The 18,958-nt window shown below is 38.4% G+C and carries 17 protein-coding genes; 6 read left to right on the top strand and 11 right to left on the bottom strand.

What is annotated here, in order from left to right:
• Nucleotides 1-246: 246 nt before the first annotated feature.
• The 3 genes from MTN97_RS01190 to cadR form a co-directional block, all read right to left on the bottom strand.
• Nucleotides 247-663, bottom strand: coding sequence for a MerC family mercury resistance protein (locus tag MTN97_RS01190; RefSeq protein WP_248473439.1), 417 nt, complete (start codon nucleotides 661-663; stop codon nucleotides 247-249).
• Nucleotides 664-765: 102 nt separating this feature from the next.
• On the bottom strand, nucleotides 766-1,143 hold the full coding sequence (locus tag MTN97_RS01185) for a MerR family transcriptional regulator (protein ID WP_248473438.1): 378 nt from the start codon (nucleotides 1,141-1,143) through the stop codon (nucleotides 766-768).
• A 42-nt stretch (nucleotides 1,144-1,185) separates the two neighbouring features.
• Nucleotides 1,186-1,575, bottom strand: a complete 390-nt coding sequence (gene cadR / locus MTN97_RS01180; protein ID WP_096041309.1) for a Cd(II)/Pb(II)-responsive transcriptional regulator — start codon at nucleotides 1,573-1,575, stop codon at nucleotides 1,186-1,188.
• A 78-nt stretch (nucleotides 1,576-1,653) separates the two neighbouring features.
• On the opposite strand from cadR, the gene MTN97_RS01175 reads away from it, so the two are divergent.
• Both MTN97_RS01175 and MTN97_RS01170 read left to right on the top strand, forming a co-directional pair.
• Nucleotides 1,654-2,385 carry a transglutaminase family protein gene (locus MTN97_RS01175; protein WP_029771726.1) on the top strand — a complete coding sequence of 244 codons (732 nt, stop codon included), beginning with the start codon at nucleotides 1,654-1,656 and terminating at the stop codon, nucleotides 2,383-2,385.
• Nucleotides 2,372-3,259, top strand: coding sequence for a cation diffusion facilitator family transporter (locus MTN97_RS01170; RefSeq protein ID WP_029771724.1), 888 nt, complete (start codon nucleotides 2,372-2,374; stop codon nucleotides 3,257-3,259). Before MTN97_RS01175 ends, MTN97_RS01170 begins: the two co-directional genes overlap by 14 nt.
• Before the next feature lie 71 nt (nucleotides 3,260-3,330).
• On the opposite strand, the gene MTN97_RS01165 is transcribed toward MTN97_RS01170, so the two are convergent.
• From MTN97_RS01165 to MTN97_RS01140, 6 genes are all read right to left on the bottom strand, one after another.
• Entirely contained in the window at nucleotides 3,331-6,459 is a 3,129-nt protein-coding gene (locus MTN97_RS01165; RefSeq protein ID WP_024602003.1) for an efflux RND transporter permease subunit, read from the bottom strand.
• 10 nt (nucleotides 6,460-6,469) lie between these two features.
• On the bottom strand, nucleotides 6,470-7,366 hold the full coding sequence (locus MTN97_RS01160) for an efflux RND transporter periplasmic adaptor subunit (protein WP_029771722.1): 897 nt from the start codon (nucleotides 7,364-7,366) through the stop codon (nucleotides 6,470-6,472).
• A gap of 70 nt (nucleotides 7,367-7,436) precedes the next feature.
• On the bottom strand, nucleotides 7,437-8,729 hold the full coding sequence (locus MTN97_RS01155; RefSeq protein WP_008109686.1) for a TolC family protein: 1,293 nt from the start codon (nucleotides 8,727-8,729) through the stop codon (nucleotides 7,437-7,439).
• 73 nt (nucleotides 8,730-8,802) lie between these two features.
• Nucleotides 8,803-9,099, bottom strand: a complete 297-nt coding sequence (locus MTN97_RS01150) for a hypothetical protein (RefSeq protein WP_223230508.1) — start codon at nucleotides 9,097-9,099, stop codon at nucleotides 8,803-8,805.
• Between the two features lie 81 nt (nucleotides 9,100-9,180).
• Complete coding sequence (locus tag MTN97_RS01145; RefSeq protein WP_008109690.1) at nucleotides 9,181-9,825, bottom strand: class I SAM-dependent methyltransferase; 645 nt, start codon at nucleotides 9,823-9,825, stop codon at nucleotides 9,181-9,183.
• Nucleotides 9,826-9,924: 99 nt separating this feature from the next.
• The gene (locus MTN97_RS01140) at nucleotides 9,925-10,824 is read right to left on the bottom strand and encodes a cation transporter (RefSeq protein ID WP_029771720.1); all 900 of its coding nucleotides are present in this window, start codon (nucleotides 10,822-10,824) and stop codon (nucleotides 9,925-9,927) included.
• 165 nt (nucleotides 10,825-10,989) lie between these two features.
• Here MTN97_RS01140 and MTN97_RS01135 point away from each other — a divergent pair, with 165 nt between their 5' ends.
• From MTN97_RS01135 to MTN97_RS01120, 4 genes are all read left to right on the top strand, one after another.
• Nucleotides 10,990-11,340, top strand: coding sequence for a hypothetical protein (locus MTN97_RS01135; protein WP_028835965.1), 351 nt, complete (start codon nucleotides 10,990-10,992; stop codon nucleotides 11,338-11,340).
• Nucleotides 11,341-11,423: 83 nt separating this feature from the next.
• Nucleotides 11,424-12,641: a TolC family protein gene (locus MTN97_RS01130; RefSeq protein ID WP_008468875.1), complete on the top strand. Its 1,218-nt coding sequence runs from the start codon at nucleotides 11,424-11,426 to the stop codon at nucleotides 12,639-12,641.
• A gap of 64 nt (nucleotides 12,642-12,705) precedes the next feature.
• Nucleotides 12,706-13,962: an efflux RND transporter periplasmic adaptor subunit gene (locus MTN97_RS01125; RefSeq protein WP_002962258.1), complete on the top strand. Its 1,257-nt coding sequence runs from the start codon at nucleotides 12,706-12,708 to the stop codon at nucleotides 13,960-13,962.
• Nucleotides 13,963-13,973: 11 nt separating this feature from the next.
• On the top strand, nucleotides 13,974-17,174 hold the full coding sequence (locus MTN97_RS01120) for an efflux RND transporter permease subunit (protein WP_248473436.1): 3,201 nt from the start codon (nucleotides 13,974-13,976) through the stop codon (nucleotides 17,172-17,174).
• 611 nt (nucleotides 17,175-17,785) lie between these two features.
• On the opposite strand, the gene MTN97_RS01115 is transcribed toward MTN97_RS01120, so the two are convergent.
• Entirely contained in the window at nucleotides 17,786-18,223 is a 438-nt protein-coding gene (locus MTN97_RS01115; RefSeq protein ID WP_013463093.1) for a hypothetical protein, read from the bottom strand.
• Nucleotides 18,224-18,463: 240 nt separating this feature from the next.
• Complete coding sequence (locus MTN97_RS01110; RefSeq protein WP_024606317.1) at nucleotides 18,464-18,844, bottom strand: hypothetical protein; 381 nt, start codon at nucleotides 18,842-18,844, stop codon at nucleotides 18,464-18,466.
• Between the last annotated feature and the right edge of the window lie 114 nt (nucleotides 18,845-18,958).

Genomic DNA, 18,958 nt, shown 5'->3' with positions numbered 1-18,958 from the left:
AGTAAGTCAAATACTAAACTGAATGCTGTGTAGAAAAACTAACGTAAAACACAATGGGGTAGAAACGAGTTGGACTTCCGAGCTTTCATTAGATACCTACTTATAATCTTAAAGTACAAAACGGAAGTAAACTTCCGGTTTCTAACCCAATATTGCTATATTTCGGAAGCAAACTTCCGTTTATAGGAATTCAAAGGTAGTTATCGGAAATATACTTCTGTTTTTTGAAAGCGTTAACCTAGATAGCTATATGAGCCATTTTTTGGGTTTTATTTGAGCGAAAAGCAGATATTGACCGTTAATCGTTTCAACGACGGCAATTAGCCATACGTTGCATGTTTGCTCCCTTACTGGTTTTACGATATCCAAAACCGACATAACGACCATTAAGCAAATACCAAAGTAAAATAGGTATGTGCTCCAATCATATAGCCAAAGAGGATAAAGCGTTAATAGCACTGCTACAGGCCCTAGAATGCTGAAGACAGCTCTGGTATGGTTTTTATTTTTGTGCCAGTTGTATAAGTTTACCAATAGTTCCAAAGATGCAAAAATAGGTAAAAGCGTATTTACAGCTATTCCTTCGAAGTGAGAGAAGAAGCCTAGTCCTAATGCCGATGCAAGTGACCTTAATGCAGGGAGGCAGGCCGTGCCGCTAGCCAAACGCCACTAGAGCCTACTCTGTCTAATATTTTATTTATCATTTGAAAGTCTATTGGTTGATATTACCATCATTCTAAACTCCGTATACAAGTACGGAGTCAATCATTTTAATGAGTCAATTATGGGGCAATGTGTTGGATCTTCGTTTTGCATACAGGTATTTGTCATACCCACAATTACTTTCTCTAAACGTTGAAGGTCATTAATTTTGTCTCGAATGATTGCTAACTTTTGTCGGTTTAATAGCTCAACTTGAGCGCAGTTGCTGTCCATAGACATTAGCGATTTTATTTCTCTTAACGTAAAGCCGAGCGCTTTGGCTTTTGTGATAAACCTAAGTTGTCCTGCTATTGTTTCGTCATATTGTCTATAACCAGATATTGGTTTTTCAGGTTGTGTAATCAGCCCTTCTCGTTCATAAAAACGAATGGTTTCTACATTTAAATTTAATGATTGTGCTAATTTGCCAATGGTTTTCATTATTGCCTTTGTGAATACTACTAATCTAAAGTTATATTTAGTTTAGCTATCCAATGATTTGATGATGCCGCACGCTTCAATTGTATTGTCTGAACCACAAGCACTTGCCATCTGTTGTAATTCAGCTTTAAGCGCCCTTAATTCTTTCATACGTTTATTCACTAGTGCAAGTTGCTGATCAATTAATGCATTAACGCTAGAGCAGCTTTCTTCTGGCTTATTTTTTAATTCGATAAGACGTTTAATATCATTGAGTGATATATCTAGGCTGCGAAAATGCTTTACGAATTCCAATTGTTTAAGTGCTTTACTATCATACAGCCTGAAATTACCTTCTGAACGGTTTGGATTTAACAGTAATCCTTCTCTTTCATAATATCTAATCGTTTGTACTGAACAGCCCGATTTTTTTGACAATTCGCCTATTTTCATCAATTTCCCCCAGACATTTGACTCTATAGTTACTATAGGATCTATAGTATAGGTATGCAACGAAAGGGATATATAAAAATGACTGAGAAATATTTAAACAATACGAATATCGTTAATTTTGAACACAAAGATATCCAATCCCTGATCGATCAACGAGGGTGGAAAAATTTGGATAATTTCAACAAAACTGGTGCCGCTTATCAGTTTGTAAAAGATGAAATAATGTTTGGCTATAACAAGAGTGATGATATTTCAGCAAGCGATGTGCTAGCAGATGGTTATGGACAATGTAATACTAAGGGTAATCTGTTAATGGCACTATTGCGTGGACTAGGTATCCAGTGTCGTTTCCATGGTTTTACCATTGATCAGCAACTACAAAAAGGTGCTATCCCAAGCTATGTATTTTGGTTAGCACCTAAATACATCATTCATAGTTGGGTAGAAGTTTACTTTGAAGGGCGTTGGATAAACTTAGAGGGCTTTATATTGGATGAGCAATACTTAAGCTCACTACAGCAGAAATTTAGCCAAGCAAAAGATGAGTTTTGTGGTTATGGTGTTGCAACAAAGTGCTTATCTTCACCCGGTACGGATTGGCGTGGAGAGGATACCTATATTCAAAAAGAAGGTATTCATGACGACTTTGGGCTTTATGATTCACCAGATAAGTTCTATCTCGAAAAAGGTACTAATCTATCAGGTGTAAAACGTTGGTTGTATCAACGAGTGATCCGACATTTGATTAATATGAATGTATCAAAAATAAGAAATAAAAAAGTACTGGAGGTACAAAATGCACAACCATAGTCACAGTCATCAGCATGGTAAAGACGACCGTATTGGTTGGGCATTTTTCCTTAATGTGACATTCACTATTATAGAATTTATAGGTGGTTGGCTCACTAACAGTACGGCGATAATGGCAGATGCCGTTCACGATCTTGGTGATAGTCTTTCAATAGGTTTTGCGTGGATTTTAAGTCGTTTTTCAGATAAAGAAGCATCAGATAAGTTTAGTTATGGTTATCGTAGACTTACACTCTTTGGCGCATTGATAAACAGTATTGTTTTAATCATTGGCTCAATTTGGATTTTATTTGAAGCAATTCCAAGGCTGTCCAATCCTGAAATGCCTGTAGTCGAGGGGATGTTAGGGCTAGCGATACTCGGCGTTGCCGTTAACGGATATGCTGTATTAAAATTAAAAGCTGGAGAAACCTTAAATGAAAAAGTACTTACATGGCACTTGCTTGAAGACGTACTTGGCTGGGTTGCTGTGCTTATTGTATCTATTGTGCTGTTATTTGTAGATTTGCCCATTTTAGATCCGTTACTATCTATTGGCTTCACATTGTTTATCTTGTTCAATGTTTTTAAAAATCTGAAATCAACAATTGTCTTGTTTCTTCAGGCCGCGCCAGATGAAGAAACTCAAGAAAGTATAAAACAGTCGCTAACTAACCTTCCAGAAGTTAATGGCGTACATCATCTGCATTTTTGGTCGTTAGATGGCGAAAGTCACGTATTAACTGCTCACATAGAATTAGTCGAAAAAACTGACGTTGATGAATTAATTAAACTTAAGGAACAAGTGGCTAAGAGACTTTCTGCCTATCGCTTGTCTCATACAACCATTGAATTTGAGTTTCCTAAAGAAACTTGCCGAGATGATGCGAATTAAACTTTAAAAATTAAAATAAAAAGATTAAATATAAAAGCAGCTTAAACATAAATTAAGCTGCTTTTTTGTTTTTAAATTTCGTCAGATTGCTGTTTACTACTCTCAGCGCCATGCGCCCATTGATATAAAATAGGCAATACAAACAAAGTTAAAATTGTAGAAGATACAATACCGCCGATAACAACTGTTGCTAGTGGTCGTTGCACTTCTGCACCAATTCCAGTGTTTAACGCCATTGGAATAAAACCTAAACTTGCGACCAGTGCCGTCATTAAAATAGGTCTTAAACGAATGATGGCACCTTCAATGATCGCTACGTAAAGGTCGCCTTTTTCATGCCAAAGATCTCGAATAAAAGCCAACATAACCAAGCCATTTAATACGGCAACACCTGACAATGCAATGAAGCCGACACCTGCCGAAATAGATAAAGGCATGTCTCTTAAATAAAGAGAAATTACGCCCCCAGTTAATGCTAACGGTACACCACTGAAAATGATCAATGCATCTTTTAATGAACCAAATGCAATAACCAAAATACCTAAGATAACAATTAGTGTGATCGGCACAACTAAGCTTAATCTTTTACTCGCTGACTCTAGCTGTTCAAAGGTTCCGCCATAATCAAGCCAGTATCCTGCTGGAATTTCTCCTTCCTGATTAATTTTAGCTTTCACTTCTTTGACAAAACCGCCTAAATCTCTACCACGAACATTGACGGTAACCACAACTCTTCTTTTACCTCTCTCACGGCTAATTTGAGCAGGTAAAGACTCAGATTTAAGCTCTGCAACTTCTTCAAGTGGCACATAGTTACCATTCTCAAGTGGAAGCGGCAGATGCTTCAAGCTATCGATATCCGTTCTTATTTGCTCCGGTAGACGAACAACTAACTCAAATCGTCTGTCTCCTTCATAAATGATCCCCGCAGATTCACCGCCAATTGCAGTAGCAACCCAGTCTTGCAGTTCGGTAACGCTCAAACCATACCTACCAAGCGCTTCTCGTTTAGGAATTACTGATAAAGATGGAACACCTGTGACCTGTTCCATTCGGGCATCAGCAGCACCGTCCACGGTTTTCACTATATTTAGAATATCTTTTGCGGTGAGTAATAACCGATCCAAATCATCACCAAATATTTTGATGCCGACATCAGCTCTAACGCCAGAAATCAATTCATTGAAACGCATTTGAATAGGCTGAGTGAATTCATAGTTGTTGCCCGGAATGTTTTTCAGTACCTCTTCCATTTCTTCAACTAATTCACTCTTTGGCTTTGAAGGTTCGGCCCAATCTTTACGTGGTTTTAAAATAACAAAGATATCAGCAATACTCGGTGGCATTGGGTCAGTTGCTACTTCTGGTGTGCCGATGCGCGAGAATACTTTATCAACTTCAGGAAACGCTTTAATACGTTGCTCAAGTACTTCTTGCATTTCTACTGATTGCTCTAGGCCAGTCGATGGAATTCTTAATGCCTGTAGTGCAATATCACCTTCATTTAATTGAGGAACAAATTCTGTCCCAAGCGTAGTTGCTAACCAAAGGCTATACCCCATTAACAGCGTTGAGAATGAGACAATAATCCAACGAAATTTCATCGCCATTTTTAACAATGGTTCATAAATAGACTTGGTTGAACGAATAACTACACTTTCTTTTTCGCTGATTTTACCTTTCATAAACACAGCTACAGCAGCAGGAACCAGTGTAACTGAAAGGATCATTGCGGAAATTAACGCCATAACGACAGTTGCCGCCATAGGGTGGAACATTTTCCCTTCAACGCCAGTTAGCGTGAAAATGGGGATGTAAACAACAGTGATAATTGCCACACCAAACAAGCTTGGACGTATCACTTCTGAAGTGGCTTCAAAAACGGTATTTAGGCGTTCTCTTAAGTCTTGCCTATGACCGTTGTGTTGGGCCTGTGCTAACCTACGGACAGAGTTTTCAACGATGATTACAGCCCCGTCCACTATCAAGCCAAAGTCCAATGCGCCGAGACTCATTAAATTGGCAGATACTCCTGCTTGCACCATACCTGTGATTGTCATTAACATGGAAATAGGGATAACAGCAGCGGTAATGAGAGCTGCACGTAAATTTCCAAGTAGAATAAATAACACAACAATAACTAAAAGCGCACCTTCAACGAGGTTTTTGGTAACGGTTGCAATCGCTTTATCTACTAACGTTGTTCTGTCGTAAACAGGCTCTGCGGTAATGCCCTTTGGCAGAGATTTTTGTATTTCGCTGAGCTTATGTTCCACTTCTAAAGCAACGGTGCGAGAATTCTCACCAATCAGCATCATGGTTGTACCAAGCACTGTCTCAATGCCATTACGAGTAGCAGCCCCTGTTCTAAGTTCTTTGCCTATAGCAACATTGGCAACATCACTTATTTTTACAGGAATACCATCGTTCTTTTTGATGATGACATTGAGGATCTCATCTATTGTCGCTAGTTGCCCAATGGAGCGTACTAAAACTTGCTGTCCGTTTTGTTCGATATAACCTGCGCCACGGTTGTCATTGTTTTTACGTAATGCATCAGATATTTCTTCAAAGGTTACCTGATGAAAAAGTAATTTTTCGGGTTTAGGCGTTATGTGATATTGCTTGTTGTAGCCGCCGATACTGTTGACCTCAATGACGCCTTTAACTTGAGCCAATTGCGGTTTAATGATCCAGTCTTGTATTTCTCTTAAGGCAATAGCGGTATAAGGCTCTCCATTAGGCATTTTAGCGTCAGGAGAAGCTTGTACGGTATACATAAATATTTCGCCAAGCCCTGTCGAAATAGGACCCATTTCTGGCTCTAAGCCAGAGGGAATAACGCCTTTTATCGCAGCTAATCTTGCATTGATTAAGTTGCGAGCAAAATAAATATCGGTTCCCTCTTCAAAGATAACGGTTACTTGAGATAATCCATATCTTGACAGGGAGCGGGTGTGAGACAGCTTTGGCAATCCGGCTAAGGCGGTTTCTACAGGAAAGGTCACCCTTTGTTCCGCTTCCAAAGGTGAATAACCGGGGGCAGAAGTGTTTATTTGTACCTGCACGTTTGTTATATCTGGAACAGCATCAATGGGAAGTTTTTGATAACTCCACATGCCAACGCCGATGATTACCATCAGCAGACTTAATACTAAATAGCGTCTATTTATTGCTAGACGCAAAATTGATTCAATCATATTGCGTCTCCTAATCGTCGTCTTCTACTTCAGATTTCAAAATATCCGCTTTTATCAGATAACTGTTTTTGTTTACATATTCAGCGTCTTTACTGAGGCCATCAATGACCTCGATATAGTTTTTGTCTGAACGTCCGAGCACAAGTGGCGCAAACTCGTACTCTTCATCTTCTTTTACAAAGACACCAAATTGTCCTCCCAGTTCTTGTATCGCAACTTTCTCGACGGCTAAATCCACCTCAAATCGGTTTATCCTTACGCTGCCCATTAATAATTGGCCTGAGGTTAGGTTTAGCTCAGTGTTATTTAAACGTACACGTGCTAAAACATAAGACTGATCTTTAGCTGGAATTATATTGGTGATGGTTGAGTTGAATGCCTGTTCACCATGCTCAATATCAACAGGTTGACCGACTTTGATTTGATTATATTGGCTGGTAAACACCTTAAATTCAGCCCACAAGGTGTCAAAATTGACGATTTCAAACAAGCTAGTGTTTTGCGTGATACCGCCAATATTTCCATTTCTCTGTAAAACAGTCCCAGAAACAGGGGATGTTATTTTATAGGTATTTAAGCTTTCATTAGATTCAATAACGGCTAATAGATCTCCTTTTTTTACCTTATCACCAACAGTGGAGTTAATTGTCTTTATAACGCCGTTATATCTAGCGCCAACTTGAAATAATTGTTCAGCGCCTATCGTCGTAGCGCCGTATACAGGGATAGTTTGGTTCAACGTTTTTGAAGCTAAATAGGCTGTTTCAACACCAAGCCTTTTTGCCATGTTATTGTTTATTTTGCTAATGCCTTCTTCGCCTTCATGTTCATCTTCACTAGCGATAACACTTTGAATGGGTGATAGATACCCAATAAAAATCAATAGTGCGAGTAAATAGTTTTTCATTTTGAATTCCTAAACGATTCAGTTAATAACTGAATCAATAAATTGTTATTAAACTTAAAGTGATGTTTATTTAGAGTGACAGCGCTTCGTTTGTTAGTTTTTCTATCTCTGCGCCATAAATTAGGGCAGCAGATGCCGCATCAATGAGGGTTCGCCGAGCATTTAACAGCTCTTGTCTAGCCGATACATAATCAAGATATCCATATCGACCTTTTTGATAGGCGTCTTGAGTATCTTCCAGTGCATCTTCAAGCATTGGGATAACCGACTGCTTTAATGAATTAGCTGTTAATATGGCTTGTTTTCTATTGGAGTATGCTCGTAGTAAGTGATTTCTAAACCTCAACTTAGTCGCCTCTTTCTCTATGGCAACTTGGTCACGCTCTGCTAGCGCACTAGCGATTGCACCAGAATTTCGCTTTTCAGCAAACAAAGGTAAGCTAAAGCCAGCGACCAGTGCCGTATCATTGGCTTCTTGAGAGCGCCTAACACCAACAGACCATTTGATATTGGCCGTTGACTCTGTTTTAGCCAACTGTAATTCGGCCTCTTTTAGTCGCTGCTCACTTGCATAAACTTGAATAGCAGGGTTTTTCTCTAATTTCGCAAAGAGACTACTAAAATCACTATCATTGCCAAACTGAAACAGATCTCCAGTTACTCTAGAGAATGACACTGATGTTTCTCCCCAGTAAGCTGATAAAGAAAGCTTTAGATATTCCAAGCGCTTTTGTTCAGATTGAAGGGTGAGGTTAGCCTGAGCAATAACTGCTTTTGAACGTTTCACTTCAGCCTCAGGAGTAGCACCTGCGCGGTTACGCTGAGATACAATCTCTAACGTTTCTTGTGCTAAGCTCAATGCATTATCTGCCAATATCACTCTTTGTTGGGCTGCAAGTACTTCCACGTACTTCTCAGTGACTTGAGCCATTAAATTAAGCGCAGAGACTTCTTTCTCAGCATTGAGTAGTGCTCTTGATTTTGAAACAAGTCCAATCCGCGCTGAGCGTTTATCTCCCATTTCGATAACCGAAGATAGAGCGACTGTTAATTCAGCACTGTCGAATGCATTAAATTCACCTGAGCCTGCAAAGTTCTCAGCTTCAACTTCTAGTTCATAAGCGGGATTTAAACTTGCTGTTTGTTCTTGTCCTGTTAATGCGGTTTGTTTGAAATCAAATATTTTGAGTTCAGGATTTTGTTTAAGCGTCCACTGAATTGCCTCTTGAAGATTTAACTGCTTTTCAAAGGCATAAACATTAAATGTAAAAAGTGACAACGCGAGAAACGCGATATATTTAAGCTGAGGTGTTACACACCTCAAAATTGCTATCTTGCGATGCTCACAGGTATTAAGTGCCATGTATACTTTCCTATAAATTAATATGTGATATTTAGGTCATTAACATTTGACCTTTCTTAATTTTCTATAAAATTTAGGCGTATTTAGGTGGGCGGAATGGCACCGACATATAGCCTTTTAGCTCAGGAGAAACTAAGGCGTAGGTAAGGAAATATTCTATTTTTTGTAAAATATTACAAGAATAATCTGCATTTAAAAATAAGTGACAACAGCAACAAAAATTACAATTATCAATTAAAGTTTGGCTATTACTCACCTCAAATAAATTGGAGGTTTCTGGAGATTCTAGCGGGGTAATAGACTCAGTTAGTGATGTATTAAAAGAACTTTCAATTAAGTTTACTTCAAGCTCTTCTAGCGAAAAAAACACAGATTGCACCGCGATTAAAATCATTATCACGTATGATATATATGGTTTAAAATATGACGGACGCATTAGGTTCATTGTTATCTAGTTCGCTTCAATCAGTCTGATAGTTCCCAAAGTCGTTGGGACTATGTTTAAATCTGAAACATGAGTAAACCCTGATTCAACCTCTAAAGAAGGAAGGACTCCATCTACATTATCTTTTGTAGTTTCAAAACCATCTAATAACTGAACGACAAAGAACAATATCCGTTGAAATATTGAAGTCGGCTTTCCCCAGTCAGCAATTAATAAAATGCCACCCGGTTTCAGTACCCGACGAATTTCAGTTAATGTCGCACGCTTAGTTGAACGGCTTAAGTGATGAAAAAACAAACTTGAAACTACGATATCAAAGGAATTATCACTAAAAGGCATTTCTTGTCCAAAGCCCTGTCTAAAAGAAATATTAAGATCCTTGCCTATAACTTTTTTCTGTGAAATATCTAAAGCGGTTTGGTCTGCATCTAAGCCTATTACGGTATATTTAGGTGATTTTTCAGCTATTAATTTTGTTAGCGTTCCGGTTCCACATCCAACATCAAGTAGGTTGTTTCCTTTGACGTTGGCAACTTTATCTACAATCAGTTTTTTAAAAAATGCTTCTCTCGTGGTGATAGCAACGAGGCTGTCATAAAAATTAGTTAACCAATGAAATCGTAATGGCGGAATGTAGGCATTGTTTTTCATAACTTCATTTCCCTTTAGCCGTTTGAAGCAGACTTAAACTAGCTATAAAGATGCTATTAATGGTTTTAAAATTTAAATAAATAGCCATGATGAATTTGTTTAATACTTTAGCTGTAAGATACGGCGAGCACCGTTTAAAACGACAACAGCAATAATCAAACCAATCACTAAATCTGGATAACGGCTGCTTGTTACTGTAACTAAAAAGCCAGCTAAGATTACCCCAACATTTGCAATAACGTCATTTGCGGAAAAAATCCAGCTTGCTTTCATATGAGCGCCGTCTTCTTTATTACCAAATATTAAAAATAGACAAGCAATGTTAGCGATTAGTGCTATTCCACCAAATATCATCATTAAAGAAGAGATCGGTTCACTACCGTAAACAAAGCGTCTTACGACTTCGCTCAAAGCACCTAGCGCTAGAATAACTTGAAGCACACCAGATATATGTGCCGCTCTAAGTTTCATGCTGATACTTTTACCTACCGAATAAATAGCCAAACCATACACAGCAGCATCAGCAAACATATCTAATGAGTCCGCAATTAGGCCAGCAGACTGTGCAATCAACCCAGCAATTACTTCTATAAAAAACATGACTCCATTAATGGCTAACAACCATTTTAGGGTTGATGCTTCTTTCATCTCATTTTTTTGGGCTAGATCTTTTGCTTTTGCAGCTTCGGTGCTGCAACTTTCTTTAGTTGATGCCAACTCTGCACCGAGATTGAGTTGTTGTAATTTTTTTGTTATCTCATCTAAATTTTCATCATGAAAAACCTTGACTAAACGGCTAGGAATATCAAATTGCAACCCAACTGAAGGCTCAATTGAGTCAAGTGCTAACCTAATCAATCTCTCTTCTGAAGGACAGTCCATTTGAGGTACTTTAAATGTACTGACAAACGCGCCACTATAGTTATCTAATTGTGTATCAATTTTTACATCTTCATTGGTAGAAGATGATTGACACTGACCACTACATTTTTCTGACATATTTAACATTCCGTAATAATATTAAAATAAGTATAAAATCTATAGTGGCTATAGAGTCAAATAAAAAATTATTTAATGTAAAAGCGTGGAAACTGAATTGAAAAGCTAGTTTAAGAAAATAGTTTCTGCTAGTATTTTAAATACTATATTTAACTGGTGATAACTTTGAACCTTAATGTTGTACTAAAAATGCTCTTGGTTATTTCGATTGTTTTACAATCGTTAACTGCTGTAGCATCCTCAACATCTGAGAATCACCAAATAGATATAGAGCACCTTCAAACTCAACATGATCATGCAGATGATCGAAATGTCTCAAATGATAATGTAGGTGATGAGCAGCATAATGAAAAAGATTGTCATCACTGCGGACATTGCAGTGGCAGCCACTTATCTTGGATTTTAGTCAGTAATTCAAATACCACGGGCAAACTAAACATTATCAATAAAACGCCTTATCAAATTGATCAAACAAGTACCTTTCTTGAAGCGATACTTCGTCCGCCTATTTCTTAATTAGATTAATTTTTAATGACCTATTTATCCTTTAATAATGGATAAAGGTTTCGTGTTTATTAATTTTAAAATTAAGAATTTTTATGTATATATATTTAAAAAATGCAGGTTTAGTCCTGTCTTTATGTATGGCTGTGAGTTTTTCAGTTGCCACTTATGCCAAACAGAAAAGTATTTCATGGCTAGATAGTCAAATAAATAAAGATCCCGAAGTTGTTGCGGCTAAAGAGTTACTTAATGCAAGTAATCATAGAGCCAAGAGCTTAACTAAAGCCGTATATAACCCAGAGCTTGAAGCAAGCTATGAAAAAGAGGGTGATTTTGATAATTATTCTATTGGTATCAGTCAAACGATTGATTTTTGGGATAAGCAATCAGCAAATAAAAGCATTGGTGAAATTGGTGTTTATGCAAACCAGCAACAATTGTTATCTCTACTCGATTCTAAAAAGGCTAACGCTTTAACTGCAATAGTTAATTGGCAAGCAGCAAAAAAGGTGGCTCAGTTACTTTCAGTAAGAGAAAATCAATTACAAACGCTCGTTGGAATTATTGAAGATAAGCGAAAAGCAGGACTTTTAGAGCCACTTGACGCTGAACTGGTTTATTTAAACTTGTCCCAAGTTTTCAGTGAAATATCTGAGTCGCAAATTGCTTTGAAAAATGCAGAGGTAAATGTTCAGGAGTTATTGCCTGATTGGACGCCTAATACTACCAATTTGTTTTCATTTACTTTTGGAGCAACAAACTATTCATTTAACTCTCAGTGGGTTGAGGAACATCCAAAAGTTAAACTCGCTAGAGCGCAATGGAAGATAAAACAATCTAAAGCTCAACTAACCACTATGGAATCTAAAGCCAATCCAACCATTGGAGTTAACGCAGGGAAAAGTGGAGATGAAGACTTGATTGGCGTGACTTTCTCAATGCCTTTAAATATCAGAAATAACTATTCAGATACTGTTAAAGCCGCTTATTCAGAAGCAATTGCAGCAGAGGCTAACTTTCGGTCGGTTTATCGAAAGCAGTCATTTGAAGCAAAAGCTAATTATGAATCGCTTATTGTCAGTAAAAAATATTATGAGCAATGGCAAAAACTGACAAAAGGCAGATTAGATAGCAGCGAAAACTTATTAAATAAGCGCTGGGAAGCTGGTGACATTAATACTTCTGACTACTTACTTGCATTAAATCAACGTGCGGAAGGGCTTCATGCAGGAATACGTTTGGAAAATCAATTCAAGCTTGCAGAAATATCCTTCATTTTAAGTATGGGTCAGTTATCCAAATTTGAGATTTGAGCGCTTTGTTTTTTCAGTAGCGAAAAACGAAATCTTAAATTTATTAAAAATATAGGTTACAAAAATGAATACAGTAATTAGTAAAAAATTTTTAGCCGTAGTAATTAGCTGCCTGTTAGTTGGGTTTACTACAAATCATGATGCTTTTGCACAGTCGTCAGATGGAACTGGTTCTGTCACAAACGTTTCGAAACAAGAAGAAAAAGAACATCAAGATGAGCATGAACACGAAAAGGGACATGAAGAAGATAAAGGTGACCATGACGAGCACGGCCATGAAGGTGGTAATAAAGAGGGAGAAGAAGGACATGAAGAAGGTATCACTATTGATCCAAAGAAGATGTCGCTTGCTAACATTAAAGTGGAAAGTGTTAAGCCTGAATATCAATTTAGCTCCGTATATGCACCTGGCGAAATAAAAGCTAATGGCTATAAAAGTTATGTGGTATCACCACGTACAGAGTCAGTCATTATCAGTCGCCATGCAGCGCTTGGCGAGTATGTAGAAATAGGTCAGAAGTTAGTTACATTATTTAGTGAAGCAATGGCACAAGCACAAGCTGACTATTTAATCGCTTCAACCGAATGGCAACGTGTAAAAAAGCTGGGTAATAAGACGGTGAGTGAAAGTCGATTATTACAAGCTGAAACAACATACAATGCGAGCTATGGCAAGCTCATTGCTTTAGGGTTAACTGAAAAAGCAATAAATGGTATTTCTAACAAAGACATTAAAGCATTTGGACAATATGCATTAACGGCGCACCGTGAAGGTGTCGTGCTTCAAGACGACTTTATCCAAGGGCAACGTGTTGATGCTGGGGATTCAGTCATGTTGTTAGCTGATGAAAAACAACTATGGGTTGAAGCAAAAGTTTCTCCAAATAAAAAGCTAAATTTATCAATTGATTCTCCTGCGGTACTTAAATTAGAAGGCCAGAGTTACAATGCCAAAGTTATCCAAGAAGCCCATACAATTGATCCCGTAACTCGTACAAGAATTATTAGATTGGGGGTACAGAATGCTGATGATAACCTTCATTCAGGTATGTTTGTAAAAGTTTACTTTCAGTTTGCCACAAAGCAGAAAGTGATGGCTGTGCCAGAAGAAGCATTGATCCGCAGCGCAGATGGTGATTGGACCGTATTTGTCGAAGACCACCCTGGAGAATTTAAAGCTGTAGAAGTAGAACTAGGCCGAGCCTTAGGTGATTTTAGGGAAATCATTGGCCTTGATAGTGGGACGCGAATTGTAACCAAAGGCGCATTTTTTGTTGCTTCTGAAATCGCTAAAGGCGGATTTGATCCGCATAACCACTAAGGAGCAAGACTATGTTTAATAAAATAATAGATTGGTCTGTTAATAATAGACTCCTGATTTTGATTGCGCTGTTTGCCACAATTGTCGGCGCAATTATGGTTATACCAAAACTAAATTTAGATGCCTTTCCTGATGTTACTAATGTTCAAGTTGCTGTAAATACTGAAGCGCCAGGACTAGCTGCTGAAGAAGTTGAACAACTCATTACGTACCCCATTGAAGCGGTCATGTATGCCTTACCTGATGTAGAACAAGTGCGCTCAATTTCTAAAACAGGCTTGTCTGGCGTCACGGTTGTTTTCAAAGAAGGCACCGACATTTACTTTGCAAGACAACTTGTATTTGAGCGTCTTCAAGCCGCAAAAGAACTGATACCAGAAGGTGTCGGCACACCCGAAATGGGGCCAAACACCTCAGGGCTAGGCCAAGTATTTCAGTACCTTCTTATTTCAGATAAAGATGCAGGCTATGATGCTATGGCACTCAGGAGTCTCAATGATTGGGTAGTAAAATTACTCGTTATGCCTGTCGATGGTGTTACTGATGTACTCTCCTTTGGAGGTATTGTTAGGCAGTACCAAGTAAATGTAGATCCATCTAAGCTTCTTTCTTATAACCTAACGCAAGAAGACGTTGTTGGTGCCCTAGATAACAACAATGCCAATGTTGGCGGATGGTATATGAACCGTGGGCAAGAGCAGCTTGTTATTAGAGGTGCAGGTTGGTTTGAAAGTGGTGACGCTGGTATTAGTAATATCAAACAAGTTCCCGTCAAAACAGTTGATGGGACAGTTGTGACGGTTTCGGATATTGCTAAAGTTGAAATGGGCAGTGAAATTCGTCAAGGTGCTGTCACAATGACGCGCAAAACCGAAAACGGTAAAGTCGAAAATTTAGGTGAAGTTGTCTCTGGCATTGTCTTAAAACGCATGGGGTCTAATACTAAAGCCACCATTGATGGTATCAATGCAAGAATCCCATTGATTAATCAAGCATTGCCTAAAGGTGTTCGCTTTGAACCATTTTATGATCAGGCTGATTTGATTGAAAAAGCCGTTGATACAGTAGTTGATGCACTATTACTAGCATTTATTTTCATCTGTATTGTATTAGCACTATTTTTAATGAATATACGTGCAACCTTCCTTGTCCTAATATCTATTCCAATTTCAATTGGTATCGCGTTAATGATCATGGCTTGGTGGGGCATTTCTGCAAACCTTATGTCATTGGGTGGCATTGCCGTAGCCATTGGTATGCTAGTTGATGGTTCAGTCGTGATGGTTGAAAACATGTTTAAGCATTTAAATAGACCAGACTCTACCCATTTAAAAACTGTAAAAGAAAGAGTGCCTAGTGCTGATACTGATCCACATGATGTAGAACAAGATGAGCATGGTATTAAGTTACGTCTTCAAAATGCGGGTAAAGAAGTGGCTCGTCCCGTATTTTTTGCAGCTTCTATTATTTTAGTCGTATTTACGCCTTTATTTAGCTTTGAAGGTGTTGAGGCAAAGTTATTTCAACCTATGGCAATAAGCATCATTTTAGCTGTTATATCTGCTATTGTGGTTGCGTTGTTTGTTGTACCCGCTTTAGCTACTTATTTATTTAAGTCAGGTGTAAAAGAGAGGGAAAGCTTTGTTCTTAGGCCATTAGACAAACTCTACAGAAAAGGGCTTACATTCGCACTAAAACGCACCAAATTAGTCATTTCAGCCGCACTTATATTAGTTTTCTCTGCCTTTGCATTAGTTCCATTAATTGGTACTGAATTTGTACCTGAGTTAGAAGAAGGGACGATAAACTTAAGAGCAACGCTTGCACCTTCTTCCAGTTTAGATACCGCGCTCACTGTGGCACCAATTCTAGAAGAAAAACTAATGGCTTTCCCTGAAGTAACCTATGCATTAAGCCGAATTGGTCGAGCAGAAATAGGTGGAGACCCAGAGCCTGTGAATAACATCGAAATTTACATAGGGTTGAAGCCTGTTTCTGAGTGGACCAGTGCATCTAATCGATATGAACTTCAAGGAAAAATGGAGAGATCTTTAGAAGAATTCCCTGGGTTGCTACTCAACTTTTCTCAACCTATTGCGACTCGTGTCGATGAGCTACTATCTGGTGTTAAGGCTCAGTTGGCGATAAAGTTGTTTGGGCCTGAACTTGAGGTACTGGCGGCTAAAGGTCAAGAAATAGAAACAGCAATTAAAAACATTGAAGGTGCAAGGGATGTTGCATTGGAGCAAATTGCTGGTGAAGCGCAATTGGTGATAAGTCCTAACAGGCAAGAACTATCACGCTTTGGATTGTCTGTGAGTGACATAATGGAGGTTGTGCGTGATGGTATTGGTGGTGTTGAAGCCGGACAAATAATCAATGGTAATGAACGTTATGATATTTACGTTCGCATAGAGGAAGAGTACCGAAGTAACAAAGAAGCTATTGCTGATATTCGGCTTCAATCACCTACTGGTGCTTGGGTGCGGCTGGGTGACGTAGCCTCAGTCTCATTTGAGTCAGGCCCACCACAAGTTAGACGCGATGATGTACAACGAAGAGTCGTTATCCAAGCAAATGTACAAAATCGAGATATGGGAAGCGTGGTTGCCGATATCAGAACGGTAATTGCTGAAAAGGTTGACTTACCTTCAGGTTATTCTGTTTCGATTGGCGGCCAGTTCGAAAGTCAAAAACGTGCTCAAAATAGGTTAGCTATAGTTGTACCTTTATCGTTAGCACTAATCGCACTACTACTTTACTTTGCCTTTGGTTCTGTTGGTCAAGCTATGCTGATATTGGTCAACGTGCCGCTTGCTGTAATTGGCGGAGTTTTCTCCTTATATTTATCTGGACAATACTTGTCTGTACCAAGCTCCGTTGGCTTTATTACCTTATTTGGTGTAGCGGTATTGAATGGGGTCGTTATGGTAGAAAGTATCAACCAACGTATTAAAGACGGTCTAGAAGCATCTAAAGCCGTTTTTGAAGGCGCTACTTCAAGATTAAGACCTGTACTTATGACTGCTATAACATCAGCTTTAGGTTTGATACCGATGTTAATGTCTAATGGTGTTGGTGCAGAAATACAGCGCCCATTAGCGAGTGTTATTGTTGGCGGCTTGGTAACTGCAACACTGTTAACATTATTTGTTTTACCTGTTTTATATCGCTGGTTTTCAGAGAAAAAAATAAAAGAGCTATCCAGATAAAATTACTGTGAACTCTAACCCCACGCTAAAGTCACGTTTAGCGTGGGGTTATTGAGTAGATGAACGAAAAGAAAGATTAGATTTAACAATAAACTAATAGTCATGACTGCTTTGTCGGAATATTTGTCGTTAAACAGGCCAAAGCTAACTTCCGCTTTCGTATCTTTGCAGTCTTAATCTCTATGTGTCTCAAGGTCGGCTTATGGCACAGAGCAGACCGCCGGTAATTATTGAGTGATGCAATCCACGGCTATAACTGCCCATGAATACAAGTTCTTTATGTAATGAAAAATAAAGATGCGCTGTTGCTACTCCGCAAAGCATCGGCCTAAATAAACTCTACCTCGAAGTAAACCGATTAGCTTTCGTATAACAGATAGGCAAATTATCAATTCAAATCACTTACTGTAATAGATGTTTTCAAGCGATTTCTCGTTGTTTAAGAAATTTACCTAATAAAAAACATAATTATTTTTAGAGTGTAATTTAGTTAATAAATCTCAATTTAAGTGCCATATTTCATTATAAATCAATAAGTTCTCAACGCGCCGTGAATTCTCGATTTAAGTGGCACTGATCAGTAGGCCAGACATTCTGGCCTTTTTATATTTCTAAATACGAATGTTAACACCAGTACTTTTGTCTTGCATGATAGACATAGCTGATTCTAACATCTTCAAAGTAGTCTCGTCATTGCGTGACAGTGCGCCTTGGATGCCATCACGCGTTTTTTGAATGAAGTTATATCGTGTTTCATCACTGTGTGCACCTGCCAGTTCGCCTCCATTTACGGGTATTTTCATAGTCATAGCCATGAAAGGCCTGCCGTCATCGAGAGACATTTCTCCATTGCGGATTTGAGTGTTGGCCCAGTCCCGCATTTCTTGCCGGGTCATACTAGTGAAATCCGCCTGTTTTGTGCTGCTGTCAGTCTTATCATTGTCTGTTTGTGCTGCTGTTAATGCAGCCGAAAATGACGTTGAGGCCTCTGTTGAAGGCTTGGTACGCTGGTTCCCATTAAAATAATGTACGTTTGCATCAACTCGCATAGGTTCTTTTCCTTAGTATGATCGTATGAGTGATATTAACTGCAAAACCTGCGCCATAATTATACACTTATAGTCTTTTGAAAACGCCTTTAAAAAGTTTATTTAAATTAAGTTGTTGAAGGTAATTCATCGTAAAGTGAAAAGCTTAATACAGAGGTGTTGGACGGCAAAGGCTTTCCGGTAACTGGAATATTTACTAATAGGCTTGGCTCATAGGCCTTAAATTATTCAGGATAAAGCCTAATAAAAGAAGGTTTTGAAATAAGCAATATTAAAGTGAAATATTGGGATCGAGATTGATACAAAGATGAGGGATATAGAAATCAATATCCATTTCAATTTTTTGATTTCTTTTAAGTGATTTGCATTTTTAAGCGATTCATTTAGCCGCTGAATATTTAGTTCAACTTCGTGTACAGTCTCCTGAGAGACGAGCGCTAAATCTTTAATACTATCAACAGAGCTTTTTAAGTTTTTCTCTGTTGCTAGTATATGAGTATCAACGCTCTTAATTTCCAGTGATTTCTTCACATATTCAGATAAAGAAATACCTTCCTTTTGCGCCTCACTACTTAAAGACTCTTTTAATTTATCGTCAATTCGGATGCTTAGAATAGCCATTCTAAAATACCTCTGATGTATACGGGTGTAAACAAAGTGAATCGCCCCGAGTTCATCGGAGACCAGTTTGTTTAAGTCAGGCCACTTTACCTGACTCGTTTAAATTATCATAGT

The sequence above is a fragment of the Pseudoalteromonas sp. 2CM36K genome (assembly GCF_023161865.1).
In the GTDB taxonomy this organism is placed as follows: Bacteria; Pseudomonadota; Gammaproteobacteria; order Enterobacterales; family Alteromonadaceae; genus Pseudoalteromonas; species Pseudoalteromonas tetraodonis.
This window is presented reverse-complemented; position numbering and strand designations above follow the sequence as displayed.